This window comes from Tunturiibacter gelidiferens (assembly GCF_014201335.1).
Classification (GTDB): domain Bacteria; phylum Acidobacteriota; class Terriglobia; order Terriglobales; family Acidobacteriaceae; genus Edaphobacter; species Edaphobacter lichenicola_E.
In genome coordinates, this window is sequence record NZ_JACHEB010000011.1 from 86172 (window position 1) to 101944 (window position 15773).

The following is a 15773-nucleotide window of genomic DNA, read 5'->3' on the forward strand; positions in this document are numbered from 1 at the left end:
TGATTCTTTTCACCGAATACGTCCAAGGCAAAAAATGCAGGCCCCACGATCATTGCAAGAAAAACAAGCGCGATTACAACGTCTCTCATTACTCACCTCTTCCGCAATGTAGCGTGCCGTTGCTGAATCCTCGCAGCACATACAAAATTAGGGAGCCGCTTCGCCATTATCTTGAAAGATTCCTCGTAACTGCTTCAAATGCTTCGCAATATCAAAAAACATCCAACCAAATACCACCCCTACGAATCCAACTATCCAGAGACGTTAAATCTCGTACGAGGTATTCGAATGAGTGCAAAGAACTATTGGCTTGCCTTCGGAATCGGCGTTTCCGCGGGAGCCGCAATCGCTCTCCTCTATGCTCCCCAAACCGGAGTCAAAACTCGCAAACAAATCCGCAAAAGAGCGGAGGACGCTGGCGATTATCTGGAGGATGCGGGCAACTACCTTAAGGATCAAGCCGAGCGCCTCAGCGACGAGGCCCAGAAGGCCATTAAGCGCACCAAGGGCCAAGTGGGATACGCAGTCGACAAGGCAGGCGACGCCGTCAACACTGCTGTAAAGTCTGCTCAATCGCTGGTCTAAAGTTTTTCACTGTACCAATCTGCCTTCTCTGGAACGCGAAACATCCCGGATTTCCGGGATGTTTCGCGATGAGCCAACATTCCAAATGAAAAGCCCCGGCGAGCTAGCCGGGGCTTTTCGTTCACTATCCAGACCTAAACAGTAGTCAGTTCAAGCCCAGCTACCTTCTCCTCGCCATCGGCAGCGATCGGACGGTAGAACAGCTTGTTGTTCTCCATGTAAACCTCAAGGAACGCTGGACGCTCAACGATCCCGCCGCCGATCAAAGCCTCTGACAGAGGATCCTCAACAAACCGCTGTAGCGCTCGACGCAAAGGTCGTGCACCATAGCTTCGATCCGACGCCGTCTTCTCGATGATCCACTTCTTCGCATCGTCGGTCACCGAAATGGTGATTGCCTTGTGCACCAGATTCGCGTTCAACTGCTGCACCAGAAGCTCAAGAATCTGCATCAGGTCCGCATCCGACAGCGATGTGAAGATGATGATCTCGTCCAGACGATTCAGGAACTCTGGATTGAAGGTCCGTTTCACCTCGCCTCGCACCAGTTCTTCCATTTTGTCCAGCACCATGTCTTCCTTCTCGCTCTGGAAGCCCAGCCCTTGCCGCTTCTGCAGATGCTTCGCTCCAATATTCGAGGTCATGATAATGATGCAGTTCTTGTAGTCGACCGTGTTGCCCAGACCATCAGTCAACTGCCCGTCCTCGAATACCTGCAGCAGCAGATTGAATACATCGGGATGCGCCTTTTCGATCTCATCAAGCAGCACAACGCAATACGGATTGCGCTTCACACGCTCTGTAAGCTGCCCGCCCTCTTCATAGCCCACATAACCCGGAGGCGAACCGATCAACTTGCTCACAGAGTGCTTCTCCATGAACTCCGACATGTCGAAGCGAATCAGCGCCTTCTCACTACCGAACAGGAACTGCGCCAGCGTCCGCGCCATCTCTGTCTTACCCACGCCGGTTGGTCCAAGGAACAGGAAGCTTCCAATCGGCCGAGCAGGATTCTTCAACCCGGCACGCGACCGTCGAATAGCCCGCGCCAATGCCGAGATCGCCTTATCCTGCGAGATCACGCGCTTGTGCAGCTCTTCCTCAACACGCAGCAACCGCTGCGTCTCCTCTTCCTTCAGCGACGTAATCGGCACGCCCGTCCAGCGGCTCACGACGTCTTCGATATCCCCGCGCGTCACGATCCCCGCCGAAGAATCATCCAGATGATACTTGTCCCGCAGAGCCCGCAGGTTCTCCCGCTCCTTGCGCTCTTCATCCGAGTAGAACCGAGCCTTCTCGAACTCATGATTCGCAATCGCGTTCTCCATCCGGTGCACGATGAACTTGATCCGCTTTTGCACCTCGGTCAACTCCTCAGGCATCGAGGTCTGCCGCAGCTTCACGCGAGCACCCGCCTCATCGATCAAGTCGATCGCCTTATCCGGTAGGAAACGATCCGGAATATACCGGCTGGAGTGCGACACCGAGAACGTGATCGCATCGTCGGTATAGCTCACCGCGTGGAACTTCTCGTACTTCTCCTTGATCCCCATGATGATCTTGATCGCATCTTCTTCGTTCGGCGGAGGAACCTTCACCGCCTGGAATCTGCGCTCAAGCGAGCGATCCTTCTCAATTGACTTCCGATACTCTGCAGGCGTCGTCGCGCCAATGCACTGAATCTCGCCGCGGCTCAATGCAGGCTTCAGAATGTTCGCGGCATCGAGTGAACCCTCTGCGGACCCAGCCCCAACCAGAGTATGCAACTCATCGATGAACACAATGGAGTTCTGATTCTCCATCAGCTCCTTCATGATCGTCTTCAGCCGCTCTTCAAACTGCCCACGATACTTCGTGCCCGCAACGATCAACGAAAGATCCAACGCCAGCACACGCTTGTCGGCAAGAAAACTCGGCACCTCACCATCGGCAATCTTCTGCGCCAGCCCTTCAACGATCGCCGTCTTACCCACACCAGGCTCACCAATTAGTACCGGATTATTCTTCGTGCGCCGGCACAAAATCTGGATCACTCGATCAACTTCGCTATCGCGCCCAACCAGCGGATCCAGCTGCTGGTCCATCGCCGACTGCGTCAGGTCCCGCGAAAACTCCGCCAGCATACTCTGTTCGCCGCGCTGTCCCTTGCCGCCACTTGAAGAAGGCGCCTTCTCCTGCGTCGTCCGCTGAAGCTCTTCGCGAATCGCTGGCAGCCGCAATCCACGCTCCTGAAGAATCTCCGCTGCAAAGCACTTCTCTTCGCGCAGCAGTCCCAGCAGCAGATGCTCGGTGCCGATATGTTTATGTGAGAGCCGCTCTGCCTCTTCTGCCGCATACGCCAGCACTCGCTTGCACTCATTCGACAGCGGCAGATCGACCGAGGTCGATACCTTCTCTCGAATCGTCGTATGCCCTTCAATCTGTTTGCGTATCGACTCCACCGACGCGTGCGACCGCAAAAAGCGGTTCGTCAATGCCTTGTCCTCACGCAACAATCCGAGCAGAAGATGCTCGGTCTCGATGTAAGGCGAACCAAACTGACTGGCCTCGTAGCGAGCAAAAAAGATCACTCGCCGCGCCTTCTCCGTATAGCGTTCGAACATATATCCCCTTCAAGCCGGCCACCACCCAGCCCGAAGGCCGCATAGCGCCGTTGGTCCCACAACCGTCTCCGTACCGCTCACTCCCGGAGACAACTCAGGCTACTTCAACCTGCGAAGCATCCATCCCACTACTTCTTAGTGTAGTCGCATGTACAAAATATTCGAAATCACTCGAAAGTTATGCATAAACTTAGCACTCTTGTTAGACGTCGCCTGTGTAAAACCAGCACCAAATTGGGTGCATCCTCTCTGTCGAGTACCAGTCCTTGCACTATTCGAAGATTTTCCGAGCCCGAAGAAGCTGTAAAAGGGCCTAAATTGGCTTTGACCTCGCGAATAATGCCAATTCCCTCTAGAGCTTGAACCCGACGAACCCATTCAGCTTAAACGCGACCCGGCCCCATCGTTCGCCCGTCCGTGAGCCGTCCTTCCCGCAGCTTCAACACCCGGTCGCACCGTTCGGCAAACTCCAGATTGTGCGTGACCAGCACACTCGTAAGGCCATGCGCCTCATGCAGGCGCTGAATCAAGCTGAACACCGCCTCCGCGGTCTTCCCATCCAGATCGCCCGTCGGCTCATCCGCAAGCAGTAGTCTCGGCTCCGTTACGAGTGCCCGAGCTACGCTCACTCTCTGTTGTTCACCTCCGCTCAACTCCCCGGAACGATTCTCCCCTCGATCCCCAAGCCCCACCTCGCCCAACCAGAACCGTGCCTTCTCCAGCGCCTCCGCCGATCTCATCCCACGAGCCAATAGCGGCATCGCAATGTTTTCCAGCGCTGAAAACTCCGGCAGCAGATAATGAAATTGCCAGACGTACCCCACATCCCGATTGCGAAACTCCGCTGCCTGCCGCGGTGTGAAAGAACTCAATCGGCTCTCCCCGCACCAAACCTCTCCAGCCGTAGGCGTATCGAGCGCCGCCAGCAGATGCAGCAGGGAACTCTTTCCCGCGCCGCTCTCACCAACAATCGCGACCATCTCTCCCGCATGTACCTTCAGGTCTAGCCCACGAAACAGCTCCAACGCCGCTCTGCCCGAACCACTTTTCCCAGCGACCGCCGCATACGTCTTCGTCAAGCCCACCGCACGCATCACCACCGTGCGCTCCCGCACCACCGGCAGCGGCTCCAGCGTCCCCTCATTCTCAAACCTGACATCGCCATCCAGCGGATCGCTCAAATCTTCACCTCATCCATCCATTCCCAATAGAAGCGTCATCTCGACTGGAGGTGGCGCTTTTGCCGCCGTAGTGGAGAGACCCCTGCATTTGCCTTTTAGCCATGTATCTCTTCACCGACGCCCTTAGCAGCGTCTTGCTCCGGACGTCTCCCCAGTGAGATCGCAATGCGGTTCCATGCATTCATCGTCGTAATCACCAACGTGAGATTCACTGTCTCGACCTCATCGAAGTGCGCCCTTACCTCGTCATACACGGCATCCGGAGCATGTCCTTCCTGGATATTCGTCACTGCCTCTGCCCACGCCAGCGCCGCCCGCTCGCGCTTCGTATAAAACTCCGACCCGCGCCAATCCCCAACACCCGCCACCCGCTCCTCGGTCTCATTCGCCCGCTTCAGCTCTGCCGTATGGACGCGAACGCAATACTTGCACCCATTCATCAACGAAATCTTCAGCCTGACGAACCCCAGCAAAGAAGCCTCTAGTCCCGTCTCCGTATTCAGGTAGTGCTCCAGCGCCGTCATCTTCGCCAAACCCTCCGGCGCCAACTGCCCATACTTCAATCTCGGGTCATTCATATCGCAAAGCCTCCGCCGGTAGCACCTTCGCTGCGCTTGCACTTGGATAAATCGTAGCAATGAGGCTCACCCCCAACGAGACTGCCGCCACAATCACAGCATCCAGAACCCGCGGCGCGAATGGCAGATAATCAATCGAGTAAACCGCTGCATCCAGCCGAATAAACCGGTAGTGCCCACCCAGCCAACTCAATCCATAACCAACAATCAACCCCAACAAAGTGCCAATCACCGAGATCAACAATCCCTGCATCAAAAAAATCCGCCGCACCTGATCCGCCCGCACCCCGAAGCTCATCAGAACCGCGATATCGCGAGTCTTCTCCATCACCATCATTGTCAAGGCGATCAGAATATTCAGCGCAGCCACGCAAACAATTAGCGCCAGCACGATAAACGTCACCACCTGCTCCAGCTTCAACGCACGAAACAGCTCCCGATTCTGCTCCATCCAGTTCGTTGTCTGAAACCCCTTACCCGCCGCATCTTCAATCGCCCGACCAACACGATCAGCGTGATAAAGATCGTCCACCTTGAAGCTGATCACCGAGATCAGATCCGGCTCGCTAAACAGGCTCTGCGCATCCGCCAACCCAAGAAACGCGTAGCTCGAGTCATACTGATAAAACCCCGACTTAAAGATCCCCGCCACTTGAAACCGCTCATACTTCGGGACCAGCCCTAGCGGTGTCAGCTCGCCCTGCGGGCTTGTAACGAGCACCCCATCCCCAACCTTTGCTCCCAACGTGTCCGCCATATCCTGCCCAATCACAATCGGCGGAATCTCTCGCGACACACCGGCCCCACAGTCGTTTCGCGGACGCGCTCCATCCGCGCAAGGAGCCGCTCCCCGAGCTAACGGTTCGAGCGCCGATGCCGAGCCCTGCACCACGCTCTGCAGCAGATCCCCCACGGTCTTCTCATCTGCCGGAATCACCCCTTTCACTAACCCGCCACCACTCCGGGCTCCTTTCGAAATCAGCACCTGCCCATACAATCCCGGAGCCGCCGCCACCACATGTGGTACACCGCGAAGCCGCTCCAGCAATGGCCTCCAGTCCCGTATTCCGTCGCCAGCCACGCGCATCAGATCCACATGCGAAGTCGACCCCACCAGCCGCTCCTGCAAATCCCTCCGCATCCCATTCGTAATTGCCAACGCAATGATCAGCGAAGCCACACCCGCAGCCACGCCGATCACTGAAATTGCCGTGATCACTCCCACCACGGCCTGCCGCCGCTTCGCCCGCAGATAACGCGCCGCAATAAAAAATTCAAATCGCATCGAATCCCAGCTTACTATTCACATCCCTCGAGCGCCGAGCAACGCGAGGCCCGCGCTTTTCACCGGCCGGAACAAGGTATAGAAGTCACGAAGTGACCGCTCCACGCGAAGTGGGCCGTCCGGCAGGACACTAATTCTAATGCGCTATCACCTTAGGCAGATTCCAATGCCTCGCCACCGCCGCCATCCGCAACACAAAGCAACAAACACCACCCACGGTCATCGCAATCGTTCGAGGCACCTTCAACGCCAGTCCAATCACCATCACCGCAGCTCCCACCAACGCAGCCGAGGCATAGATATCCGTATTCAGAATTCCCGGCACCCGCGCCATGAGCACATCACGAATCGTCCCACCACCTACACCAGTCAGCACGCCCATAAGCACAGAAATCATCGGATTGATTCCAAACTCCAGCGCCTTTCCCGCACCCGCCATCGCAAACAGGGCCAGTCCCGCCGCATCGAGCGTAATCAACAACTGCTGCGGCACATGTTGAAACGACGGAGAAAAACAAAACACCGCAGCTCCACCCGCAAACGCCGTAGCTCCATATCTCCAGTCGCGAATACTGTTCGGAGGCACCGCTCCAATCAACAAATCTCGCACCGTCCCTCCTCCTAGCGCCGTCACAAACGACACCACAAGCAGCCCCAGCAGATCCAGCTCGCCCCGAATTCCAGCCAGCGCCCCCTCTACTGCAAAGACAAACGTCCCCACGAGGTCAACCGACAGCAGCACCACGTCCTGCCCGTACTTCGGGAACCAGTCTCGCAGCGCCATTACCGCACGACCGTCTTCACAGCCACCACATTCTCATACCGGTCGTACACTCTCACCGCCAACACATGCTCCTTCGCGTCGGCAACTGGAGCAGCCACCGCAGGCACAGCAACGATAAAGTCATAGCGCTCTGCAAGCGAATCCGAAACCTTCCCCACCGGCTCCAGATACTGCCACGGTCCTGCATCAATCGAGTACTCTGCATGCGCAATCGGCGACGTCGCATCCCGAGCCTCCAACATCACATGAATCGACTCCCCGGAATATTCGTTCGCTTTTCCGGCGCCGCTCTTCGTAACCGTTCGCACCATCGTCGCCGTCAGCACTCCAGGCACTGGCGGCGTCGTATCCACGACAAACACTTCGCTCGCCCGCTCTCCTGCCAACGCCTCCGTGTCCGTATGGTCTGGCGCATCGCTTGCCACCACCTTCACCTCATAGCTACCATCCGGCAACAGAGCCGAATCGAAGCTGTACACCTTCTCCGAGATCTTGTCCTTCAACAGCCGCCAGTTCGCCTCGCCCACGCCGCGATACCACACAGCAAACATCAGGTCATCGCCATTGTCATCATGCGCCATCCACCGAACCGTCACTGCGGTCTTATCCTTCTGCGCTGTCATTGGAGTGGAACTCGCATCCGGGGAAAAGATCACCGGCGCCGCTCCCGCAGCAGCAGGGAAGACCACCTGTACCGTCGCATTCGCCGCGACCGGAGTAACCGCCGCTACCCGCGCTCCGGGCTGTACCACCACCTCGTCCACTACTGGAGCGAGATTCCGTTGGAGATAATTCAGCGCCACCGCATCCACCGTGCCCCTCGGCCGGAGGACCGCCTTCCACTGCACAAACCGTCCCGCTGGAACCGTGAAATTCCCACCTGTTCCCACCTTTACCCATTCGCTCCATCCCATCAGAGGACTCTCGACGTTGCCGCTCCGCACAAACAGATCGAACTCCGCTGGCGCACCGGCCCTCACCTCCGCACGTCCCCACTGCGAGAAGCTTTGCGCATCGAAGACGTCGCTCGTATACGTCGCGCCGGTCGCAACCGCATCACCCAGTCGAAACACCTTCCCGCTGTTGCTGGTAGCGATCAGCAAACCATCCTTCACTGCTCCAAACGCCATCCCCTGCGATGCCTCCAAATGAGCAACATCGCTAAAACGTCCGCTGCCATCCGTATCCACGCGATACACGCGGCCCCTATTTCCCGTAGCTGCCAACAGGCTCCCGTTCCGTACCGTCAGCGCATACACCACATCATCTTTCAGCGTCAGCAGCTTCTGCGGAGCGCCGTCCGCCGCAATCCGGTAGATCTCCGATCCATCCGGCACCAGCGCATTCGCGCCCGCAGCTGTCGACGACCCTGGCTGCACAAACGTAATCGTCACCCCAACGCCGCCCGTCACCGGCAACGGTGGAAGCGTCGAGTGTCCCTTCGTCCCAACTCCCGCTGCGTAAATATTCCCAGCCGCATCCATCGCCAGCGCAGTAATCTCTCGTCGTCCCGCAGCGTACGCCGCAAACGGCTTCGCCCCGACTGTCTCTGTCGCAAAACGGTACACCACACCTGATCCATCCGACCCGGCCCACAGCGTCCCATCAGCACTCAGCAGCAAGCACCGAATATGCTGATCTGCAGTCTTGAACAACACCTCTGCCTTGCCACCCCCCGCAGGCACTCGGTACACTACCGCCGGAGCCCCCGCCGCAATATAAACCTCGCCACCCTTTCCCACCGCCAGGTCCCACAGATACTTCGGCTTCTCCTCCGTCGCCGCCGGATCGAACACAACTGCCGCTGCCCCTCCATCCGCTGGAATCCGATACACCTTCCCATCCGGTGACGTCGCCGCGAGCACGCTTCCGTCAGCCGCGACATGAACCGCCTGAACCGCCAGCTCCTTCCCCGCAAAGATTTGCGTCGCCTTCCCCGCAGGTGTCACCTTCATGACCAGCGCCGACCCTGCCGCCGAGCCCCCAAGCCCCACATAAGCGTTCCCGGCAGCATCGCTCGCCAACGACCACGCGTAGCTCTTCCCGCTCTCATACATCAGGGAAGTCACGGGTCCTGGCTCCAGTCGCCCATCGCTGCGGATAGCCACACCCTCACCGTTGCCCTTTTCCATCTCGTCGTAGCGCTCAACGCTCCACAGCTTCGTACCCTGCGCGCTCACCCACCCGGACAGCAGGGAACACCCCACCGCCAATCCCGTAACCAACACTCGTCGCATCATTCTGATCCTGAGTCTAAAGCAGTTCGCCCTGAGCGGCATTTCATTGAAGAATCAACTCAGACTTCGAACGATGCGTGTTTTTAGTGCAGCACTCGCCGTTTCTTGCGCTAAGATCCTTTTCACGAAGTTATTGAGGCTAAAGAAGCAAGCGGAGAAGTGTGGCGCCTCTGCAGTTGGAGGAGAATCTGAAGTGAATACAAGGCAGCGGGTTTACGCATGTGTGGCAACTGCAAGGAGACCAAATGCCACGAATTACTGTCCTGGTTCCCGTCTATAACGGAGCGTCTCATTTGGGTGAGACGCTAACTTCTTTGCTCACTCAGACTTACAAAGATTTCGAGCTCCTGATCATCGACGACGGGAGTACCGACAACTCCGTCAAAATCATAGAGTCCTTCTCAGACCCGCGGATACGCGTGATGCAAAAGGAGAATGGGGGACTTTGCTCCACTTTGAATCTGGGCATACAAGAAGCTCGCGGTGAATACATCGCTCGTAGTGACCAGGACGACATCAGCTTTCCGCATCGGTTGGATCGCGAGATTACAGTAGCGGATAAGTATCCCGAAACTCTTGGCGTGTTCGCCTACAACACCAAGATCGGCAGGAAACATTCGTGGGCAAACTCAGATAAGCTGACGGCGACCAACTGTATCAGGGTCTACGATCCCATAAACGATGGGTGTCTTCTGGGTTCTACCATGCTGGTTCGTACCTCGGCTCTGCGCGAGATCGGTGGATTCCGGGAGCGATATTATCCCGTGGATGATTGGGACCTGGAGTGCCGTCTTGCCGAGAAAGGACAGGTACTGGTGGTGTGTGAGCCTCTGGTCGCGTATAGATTCCATCGCGACGCCAGCACCTACAAAATCTTCGCTGAGATGCAGCGAAAGAGATATTGGGCAGAGGACTCACACCGTCGTCGAATTCAGAATCTTCCCGAACTCTCTTTCGAGGAATATCTGATCCAGCTGCCCGGAAATATTCCTGCAAGACTTCAACGCCGTCGACTGGGTCTATGGAAGCTTCACACCCGCATCGCTGGACAACATCTCCTCGACGGCAATTATCTGAGAGCCGCAGTCAATCTGACAGCCGCTTCGGTTCTCCACCCGATCGATATTTCGAAACGAATAGGAAGGATGCTGTTCCGGGAAAGAATTCCAGTAACTACCAGCGGCGACCTCCGCGGAGCGACTGTAGAGGGAATGCAACTGCATCCAGAACTCCCCGGCAGCGAGCATCGCAGTAATACTCAAAGATGAAAAAGCCCAACCCCTTGAAGGGATTGGGCTGGGTGTAGATGGTCTAGTGGCTGAAGCCCCGTTCGGCGCAATCCATGAGGTCTTAGTTCGTCAGGACAGCCCGATACCGAACCTGGTTCTTCTTCACTTTGGTCACAGCATCGTTCGCCTTCGCCATCGCAAACTTTTCGGTGACCGCTTTGACTCCGTGCCGCGCTGCCACATTCAGCATCTCGCTCAGCTCATGCGGACTACCCGTGTTACTACCCGCAATCGCCTTCTGGCTGTGAATCAACGACGCCCCCTGGATCTGCAGTGGCGAAGGAGGCGCGCCGACAATGCAAAAAGTACCCTTGGGACGCAGTGCACTCACATACGCCTGCCAGTCCTGATCCGCACTCACAGTTGAAAGCAGAAAATCAAACGACCCCGCCACCTTCTTCAACGCGCCAGTATCCCGCGTGTTTACGAACTGGTGCGCACCCAGCTCCTTTGCCTCCGCCTCTTTATCCTTCGAGGTCGAAAACGCCGTCACCTCCGCCCCAAAGGCTTTCGCGAACTGCACTCCGATGTGCCCAAGCCCACCAATTCCAATGACTCCCACACGTGACGATGGCCGCACCCCATAATTCATCAGCGGTGCATAGACCGTAATTCCGCCGCACATCAGCGGGGCAGCATTCTCACTGTCGAGCGACGTCGGAATTGGAATCGCAAACCGCGAGTTAACCCGAACTCGGTCAGCGAACCCTCCATTCCGGCCTACGCACGTAGGCTGCGCCTTTGCGCACAGCTGCTCCTGTCCCTGCCGGCACCATTCGCAGATCCCGCAGCTATCCGCCTGCCAGCCGACTCCGACCCGCTCACCCATCGTGCGGTCCTTCACACCCGACCCCACCCCCACAACGGTTCCCACAATCTCATGGCCCGGAATAAATGGATACTTGCTGATCCCCCAATCGTTATCGATCAGATGAACGTCGCTGTGGCACACGCCGCAATGCGAGATCTTGATCTCCACCTCATGGGTCTGCAGCTCGCCCGGATCATACTTGTACGCCAGTAAATGTGCACCGGCTGCGTGCACCGCAAAGCCATGTATTTCACTCATTCGAAATCTTTCCTTTTAGCGCGGAACCTAACCGTCGCGCCTACCCTTTGATGCTACAACACCACCCAGAGCAAAAAAATCATCCACACGCTAATCGCACTATTGCAACAATCGTGTAACAAGACCTGCTTCAACACTTATTGGCCCTGCCGTATCTCGCACCGTGCTACTTCACAATCATGTTCAGCACCTGAGAGCCACTCACAGCATATCCCGCATCGGTCGACCCGGCAGCAACTACACTCTCCCCCGTTAGTTGCATCTTCTGAGCGTCTCTTAACGGGTCGAAAACATTCGCCATCGACAACGGCATCTCCGGCAAAGCCTCTCCCTCCAGCACCGCCTGCGTCGCATGATCCAGCAGCGTCACATACACCCTGTCGTTCGCATGCATCCTGTTCAACGCCGCCACCGTATCAGCCAGCCCCACAGACCGCTCCGCCCCGGTCTTCGTCGTCAATCGGTCCACCGTCGCGCCATCACTCACTACCACCCGCATCGACCCCGCGGCCAAATCCTCGGGCAGTTTGATCTTCACTCGCACCATCCGCGCCTCGGACTGGTACGGGTGCACCATTGCCTCTACTTCAATCTCGTCCCCCGCGCGCACCTCCATCCTGCTCAATCGCGCCGACTCCAACACCGCTGTCATTCTCGCTGGAATCGCCTCCGCCTTCAGCCTGACCCCCGTCACCACTGGTTGATCCAGCGCATTCCCATAAACCTTGCTGAATCGGTCGTTCACCAGCAGCGCCGCATTGATCGTCGCCGGGTTCAACTCATTCTGTGCCATCAACCCCTGCATCCTCACCGTTGGCAGACCCTTCACATCGATCTCGCCCGACAGCCGATAGCTCAACTCCTCCGCCGCTGTATTATTCGTCTGCAAACTCTGATACACCGACACCAGCATCGCCGAAGGTGTCAGCTGCCGGTTATCCAGCACCTCAAAGTGCAGCGTCTTCGCCTCCGCCTTCGTTCCTTTATCCGCTGGAGGAGGCACCACCTCTACCACCACCGGGATCATCCGCGCCTCCAACCCAAACCGCCCCATGATCGCCGAGGCCCGATCTTCAGTAAACGCCCCCACCGTCTCCGTCGTATTGATGATCTTGAACGCATTCAGCGGCGACGCCAGCGAGGCAAGCACCGTCGCCTTTGTCATAGGCATATCCACCGGCCCATACTGCGTAATCGGATGACCGCAAGCCAGCAGCCGCTTAGGATCCACATAAGTCACCGTACAAGTTCCCGCCATCGAGAGGTCGCCCCGCACGAGTACCGCGCTCACCGCACTCCCCGGCACCAGCGGCTCCGGCTGCTCCGCAGCAGAGTCAGCGCCACCCAATCCAACCACCGGCGTCAATCCCATCGCCCGGAACCTATCCCCAAACCGCTCCACCGTCTCCTGGCTGAACCCGCCCATCACCAGGGGAGTCTCTATCGCCCGCATCTGCGGCTGCCCCTCAAACTCTTTGCTCACCGAAGCCAGCCTCATCCCCGCCGCGCCATCTTCATCCCGTACCTGCAACATCGACTCGATCGGCGTAATCCCCGCAATCGGTTCTTTGCTGAACTGCCCAATCCGATAACTCAGCGCACCCACCAGCCGCCCGTCGATATAGACCGGGCTGCCGCTCATTCCCGCCACCACGCCCGTATACTCCGGCTTGTCCCCATGCAGTCGCGCCAGAATCATGTCCTGTCCCGGCCCCAGGGCGTCCTTCAAAAGCCCCAGAATCTCCACCTGCATCGGCTCCGGGTTCACCCCTTCGAACACCGTATAAGCCACTCCGCGCATCCCCCGCTTCACCTCAGCCAGCGGAAAGAACTTCGTCACCGCCGGAGCAGCCGAAGGCACCGGCACTGCCGCCCATCCCTCTCCACTCACCGTCTGAACCTGCGCCCAAGCCTCACCCGGGAGCACAGAACTCCCCAACATCCCGCCCACGGCCAGGCCAACCATCCACAATCGAGTCTTTACCGCTGCCATCACGTCTACAGAGTACTAGAGCCTTCTCTTACTTGGCTCGTCTCTCACAATTGCATTGAAAAGCCGTCCAACATTCGGAGTAAAGTTTCAGATGATGACTATCCTTCCGCATTTCAGGGCTCGCATCCTTCTCGCTCTCTCCTGCTCCATTGTTCTCACCCTGCCCGCCGCCCACGCCCAGAACGCCCCCGCCCAGACTCCGCCCCAGCAAACCAAACCCACCCCTCCCCCAGACGACGCCGGTCCCGACACCGACAACGGCACCATCGTCCTCAAGAAAAAGAAGGAGGCTGACGAGCCCCCGCCCCCTCCCGCCCCCGTCGCTCCCAAGGTCAAGAATCCCGACAACGAGACCTTCTCCCTCCGCGTCGACGTCCCCATTGTCAACATCGACGCCAGCGTCATCCTCGACAAGACCCACCAGTTCGTCCCCGGCCTCAAAGCCAACAACTTCCTCATCCTCGAAGACGGCGTCCCCCAGACCATCACCAGCGTCCGCACCACCCAGACCCCCATCACCGCCGTCATGTTGCTTGAGTTCGCCGCCAACAGCTACTACCTCATCAACGACATGCGGAACGCCTCCTATAGCTTCTTCCGCACACTACGTCCCGATGACTACATCGCCGTCGTCACCTATGACCTGCGCACCCACATCCTCACCGACTTCACCAACAATAAAGAGCTCATCGCGCAGTCGCTCTCTTCGCTGATCATCCCCGGCTTCTCCGACACCGACATGTTCGACGCCCTCTACGAGACCCTCGATCGAACCAGTCGTATCGAAGGCCGTAAGTACATCATTCTCATCGGATCCGGCCGCGACACCTTCTCAAAGCTCACCCTCGACAAGATGCTCGCCAAAGTTAAGGCCACCCAGAACATCACCATCTTCACCATCAGCACTGGCGCGATGCTGAATGAAATGCGTGGCGGCGGAGGCCCTCGCGAAATGGATTACCTTCAGGCGCAAAATCAGTTACAAACTTTCGCCAGGATGACCGGCGGTCTCAGCTTCGCCCCCATCTTCCAGGGCGAGCTCCCCGACATCTTCTCCCAGATCAACCAATCGATCCGCAACGAGTACATCCTCACCTACCGCCCCACCAACAACAAGAACGACGGCACTTATCGCAAGGTGAAAGTTCTTCTGGTCGACAACGAAGGCCACCCCCTCCGCATGCAGGACGAAAAGGGAAAACCGCAAAAATACTCGGTCATCGCCCGCGACGGCTACAGCGCAAAACTCCCCGTCGAGTAGTGCAGACTTATCGAGTGGTTTACGGCTGGCCCCCATCAAAAGGCCATCGCCTCACGGTCGAATGTATTACCCGATTGTTTGGGCTTTGCAGTGGACGGAAATCATTCCCAAGAATCTTGCGGAACGTCTCAGCCTGCTCCGGCGACAGCTCCGCCCACTGCTTCAAAACCAGCCACGTCACCACCGGACTGCAGGGCGGCGTCGTAAGAGATCCGGGATACGTGAAGTATTGCGATGAATCGGTCAATGCCTTCTCAAGATTTGGTTTTACCGTGACGTCCGCTGATGTCGTCTTTTCAGGCAGACCAGCATCAATCAAGGTTTTTAGGAACGCGTTCGACCTTCCAACCCTGTACAACATTCCAATCACTGCAAAATCCGTATCCGAGTGCCTGAAGACAAAGTGCACTTCCATCACGCCATGCTTGCCCGCCACAGTGTGTTCCGAGAGAGTATGAAAGTGAAACTGGAGGAGAGAATAGTTGCGTCCATCCAGGGTCAAAGAACTCCCGAACGCAGGCGTAACCTGAATCGTGAAACCCAGATTCTTCATCACGAATGGGGCCTCGACAAAACTGACATCCAGAGGCCGAAGTGCCGGGTCTTCAACCACTGTTTCAATGTCAATCGGCGACTGTCGGGCAGAAGGCGACGGAGCGCATGCCGAAAACTCTTTTCCGTCTTTGCCGTGCAACTCCGGCCAGAAGCCCGGACCTTTATCTCCTGAGTAAGCAAAATCGTCAGCGTTGACACCAGCAGCGGCAGCGAGAATCTGCGCATGGGCTGAGATACCGCACAAGGCACACACCAGGACAGCAAGAGCGAAATCCCTCTTCATCTATGAAATCTCCTTTAGGGGCCGGGATGCTCACTTTACCATGCGTTACGAAAACCGGCCATAAAAATGG

General features: G+C 57.3%; 12 protein-coding genes. 3 read left to right on the top strand and 9 right to left on the bottom strand.

What is annotated here, in order from left to right; translation table 11 throughout:
- The first annotated feature begins 288 nt into the window (after positions 1 to 288).
- The gene (locus HDF14_RS20255; RefSeq protein ID WP_183980314.1) at positions 289 to 585 is read left to right on the top strand and encodes a YtxH domain-containing protein; all 297 of its coding nucleotides are present in this window, start codon (positions 289 to 291) and stop codon (positions 583 to 585) included.
- A gap of 134 nt (positions 586 to 719) precedes the next feature.
- Here the strand turns inward: HDF14_RS20255 and HDF14_RS20260 are convergent, their stop codons facing one another.
- The 6 genes from HDF14_RS20260 to HDF14_RS20285 all read right to left on the bottom strand — a co-directional run bounded on the left by HDF14_RS20260 (position 720) and on the right by HDF14_RS20285 (position 9256).
- Complete coding sequence (locus HDF14_RS20260) at positions 720 to 3188, bottom strand: ATP-dependent Clp protease ATP-binding subunit (protein WP_183980315.1); 2469 nt, start codon at positions 3186 to 3188, stop codon at positions 720 to 722.
- 383 nt (positions 3189 to 3571) lie between these two features.
- On the bottom strand, positions 3572 to 4369 hold the full coding sequence (locus HDF14_RS20265; RefSeq protein WP_260698443.1) for an ABC transporter ATP-binding protein: 798 nt from the start codon (positions 4367 to 4369) through the stop codon (positions 3572 to 3574).
- Between the two features lie 95 nt (positions 4370 to 4464).
- Positions 4465 to 4947, bottom strand: a complete 483-nt coding sequence (locus HDF14_RS20270) for a carboxymuconolactone decarboxylase family protein (protein WP_183980316.1) — start codon at positions 4945 to 4947, stop codon at positions 4465 to 4467.
- Positions 4940 to 6232, bottom strand: a complete 1293-nt coding sequence (locus HDF14_RS20275; protein WP_183980317.1) for an FtsX-like permease family protein — start codon at positions 6230 to 6232, stop codon at positions 4940 to 4942. Before HDF14_RS20275 ends, HDF14_RS20270 begins: the two co-directional genes overlap by 8 nt.
- A 136-nt stretch (positions 6233 to 6368) precedes the next feature.
- Entirely contained in the window at positions 6369 to 7016 is a 648-nt protein-coding gene (locus tag HDF14_RS20280) for a trimeric intracellular cation channel family protein (protein WP_183980318.1), read from the bottom strand.
- Complete coding sequence (locus tag HDF14_RS20285; RefSeq protein ID WP_260698444.1) at positions 7016 to 9256, bottom strand: hypothetical protein; 2241 nt, start codon at positions 9254 to 9256, stop codon at positions 7016 to 7018. Before HDF14_RS20285 ends, HDF14_RS20280 begins: the two co-directional genes overlap by 1 nt.
- A gap of 242 nt (positions 9257 to 9498) precedes the next feature.
- Here HDF14_RS20285 and HDF14_RS20290 point away from each other — a divergent pair, with 242 nt between their 5' ends.
- Positions 9499 to 10521 (top strand): glycosyltransferase family 2 protein, encoded by a 1023-nt coding sequence (locus tag HDF14_RS20290; RefSeq protein WP_183980319.1) that lies wholly within the window; start codon positions 9499 to 9501, stop codon positions 10519 to 10521.
- A gap of 82 nt (positions 10522 to 10603) precedes the next feature.
- Here HDF14_RS20290 and HDF14_RS20295 read toward each other — a convergent pair whose 3' ends face one another.
- Together HDF14_RS20295 and HDF14_RS20300 are read right to left on the bottom strand one after the other, a co-directional pair.
- Positions 10604 to 11611 carry an NAD(P)-dependent alcohol dehydrogenase gene (locus tag HDF14_RS20295; protein WP_183980320.1) on the bottom strand — a complete coding sequence of 336 codons (1008 nt, stop codon included), beginning with the start codon at positions 11609 to 11611 and terminating at the stop codon, positions 10604 to 10606.
- Positions 11612 to 11777: 166 nt separating this feature from the next.
- Complete coding sequence (locus HDF14_RS20300; protein ID WP_260698445.1) at positions 11778 to 13604, bottom strand: SpoIVB peptidase S55 domain-containing protein; 1827 nt, start codon at positions 13602 to 13604, stop codon at positions 11778 to 11780.
- A 91-nt stretch (positions 13605 to 13695) separates the two neighbouring features.
- Here HDF14_RS20300 and HDF14_RS20305 point away from each other — a divergent pair, with 91 nt between their 5' ends.
- On the top strand, positions 13696 to 14865 hold the full coding sequence (locus HDF14_RS20305) for a VWA domain-containing protein (protein ID WP_183980322.1): 1170 nt from the start codon (positions 13696 to 13698) through the stop codon (positions 14863 to 14865).
- A gap of 19 nt (positions 14866 to 14884) precedes the next feature.
- Here HDF14_RS20305 and HDF14_RS20310 read toward each other — a convergent pair whose 3' ends face one another.
- Positions 14885 to 15703, bottom strand: coding sequence for a carbonic anhydrase (locus HDF14_RS20310; protein ID WP_183980324.1), 819 nt, complete (start codon positions 15701 to 15703; stop codon positions 14885 to 14887).
- Between the last annotated feature and the right edge of the window lie 70 nt (positions 15704 to 15773).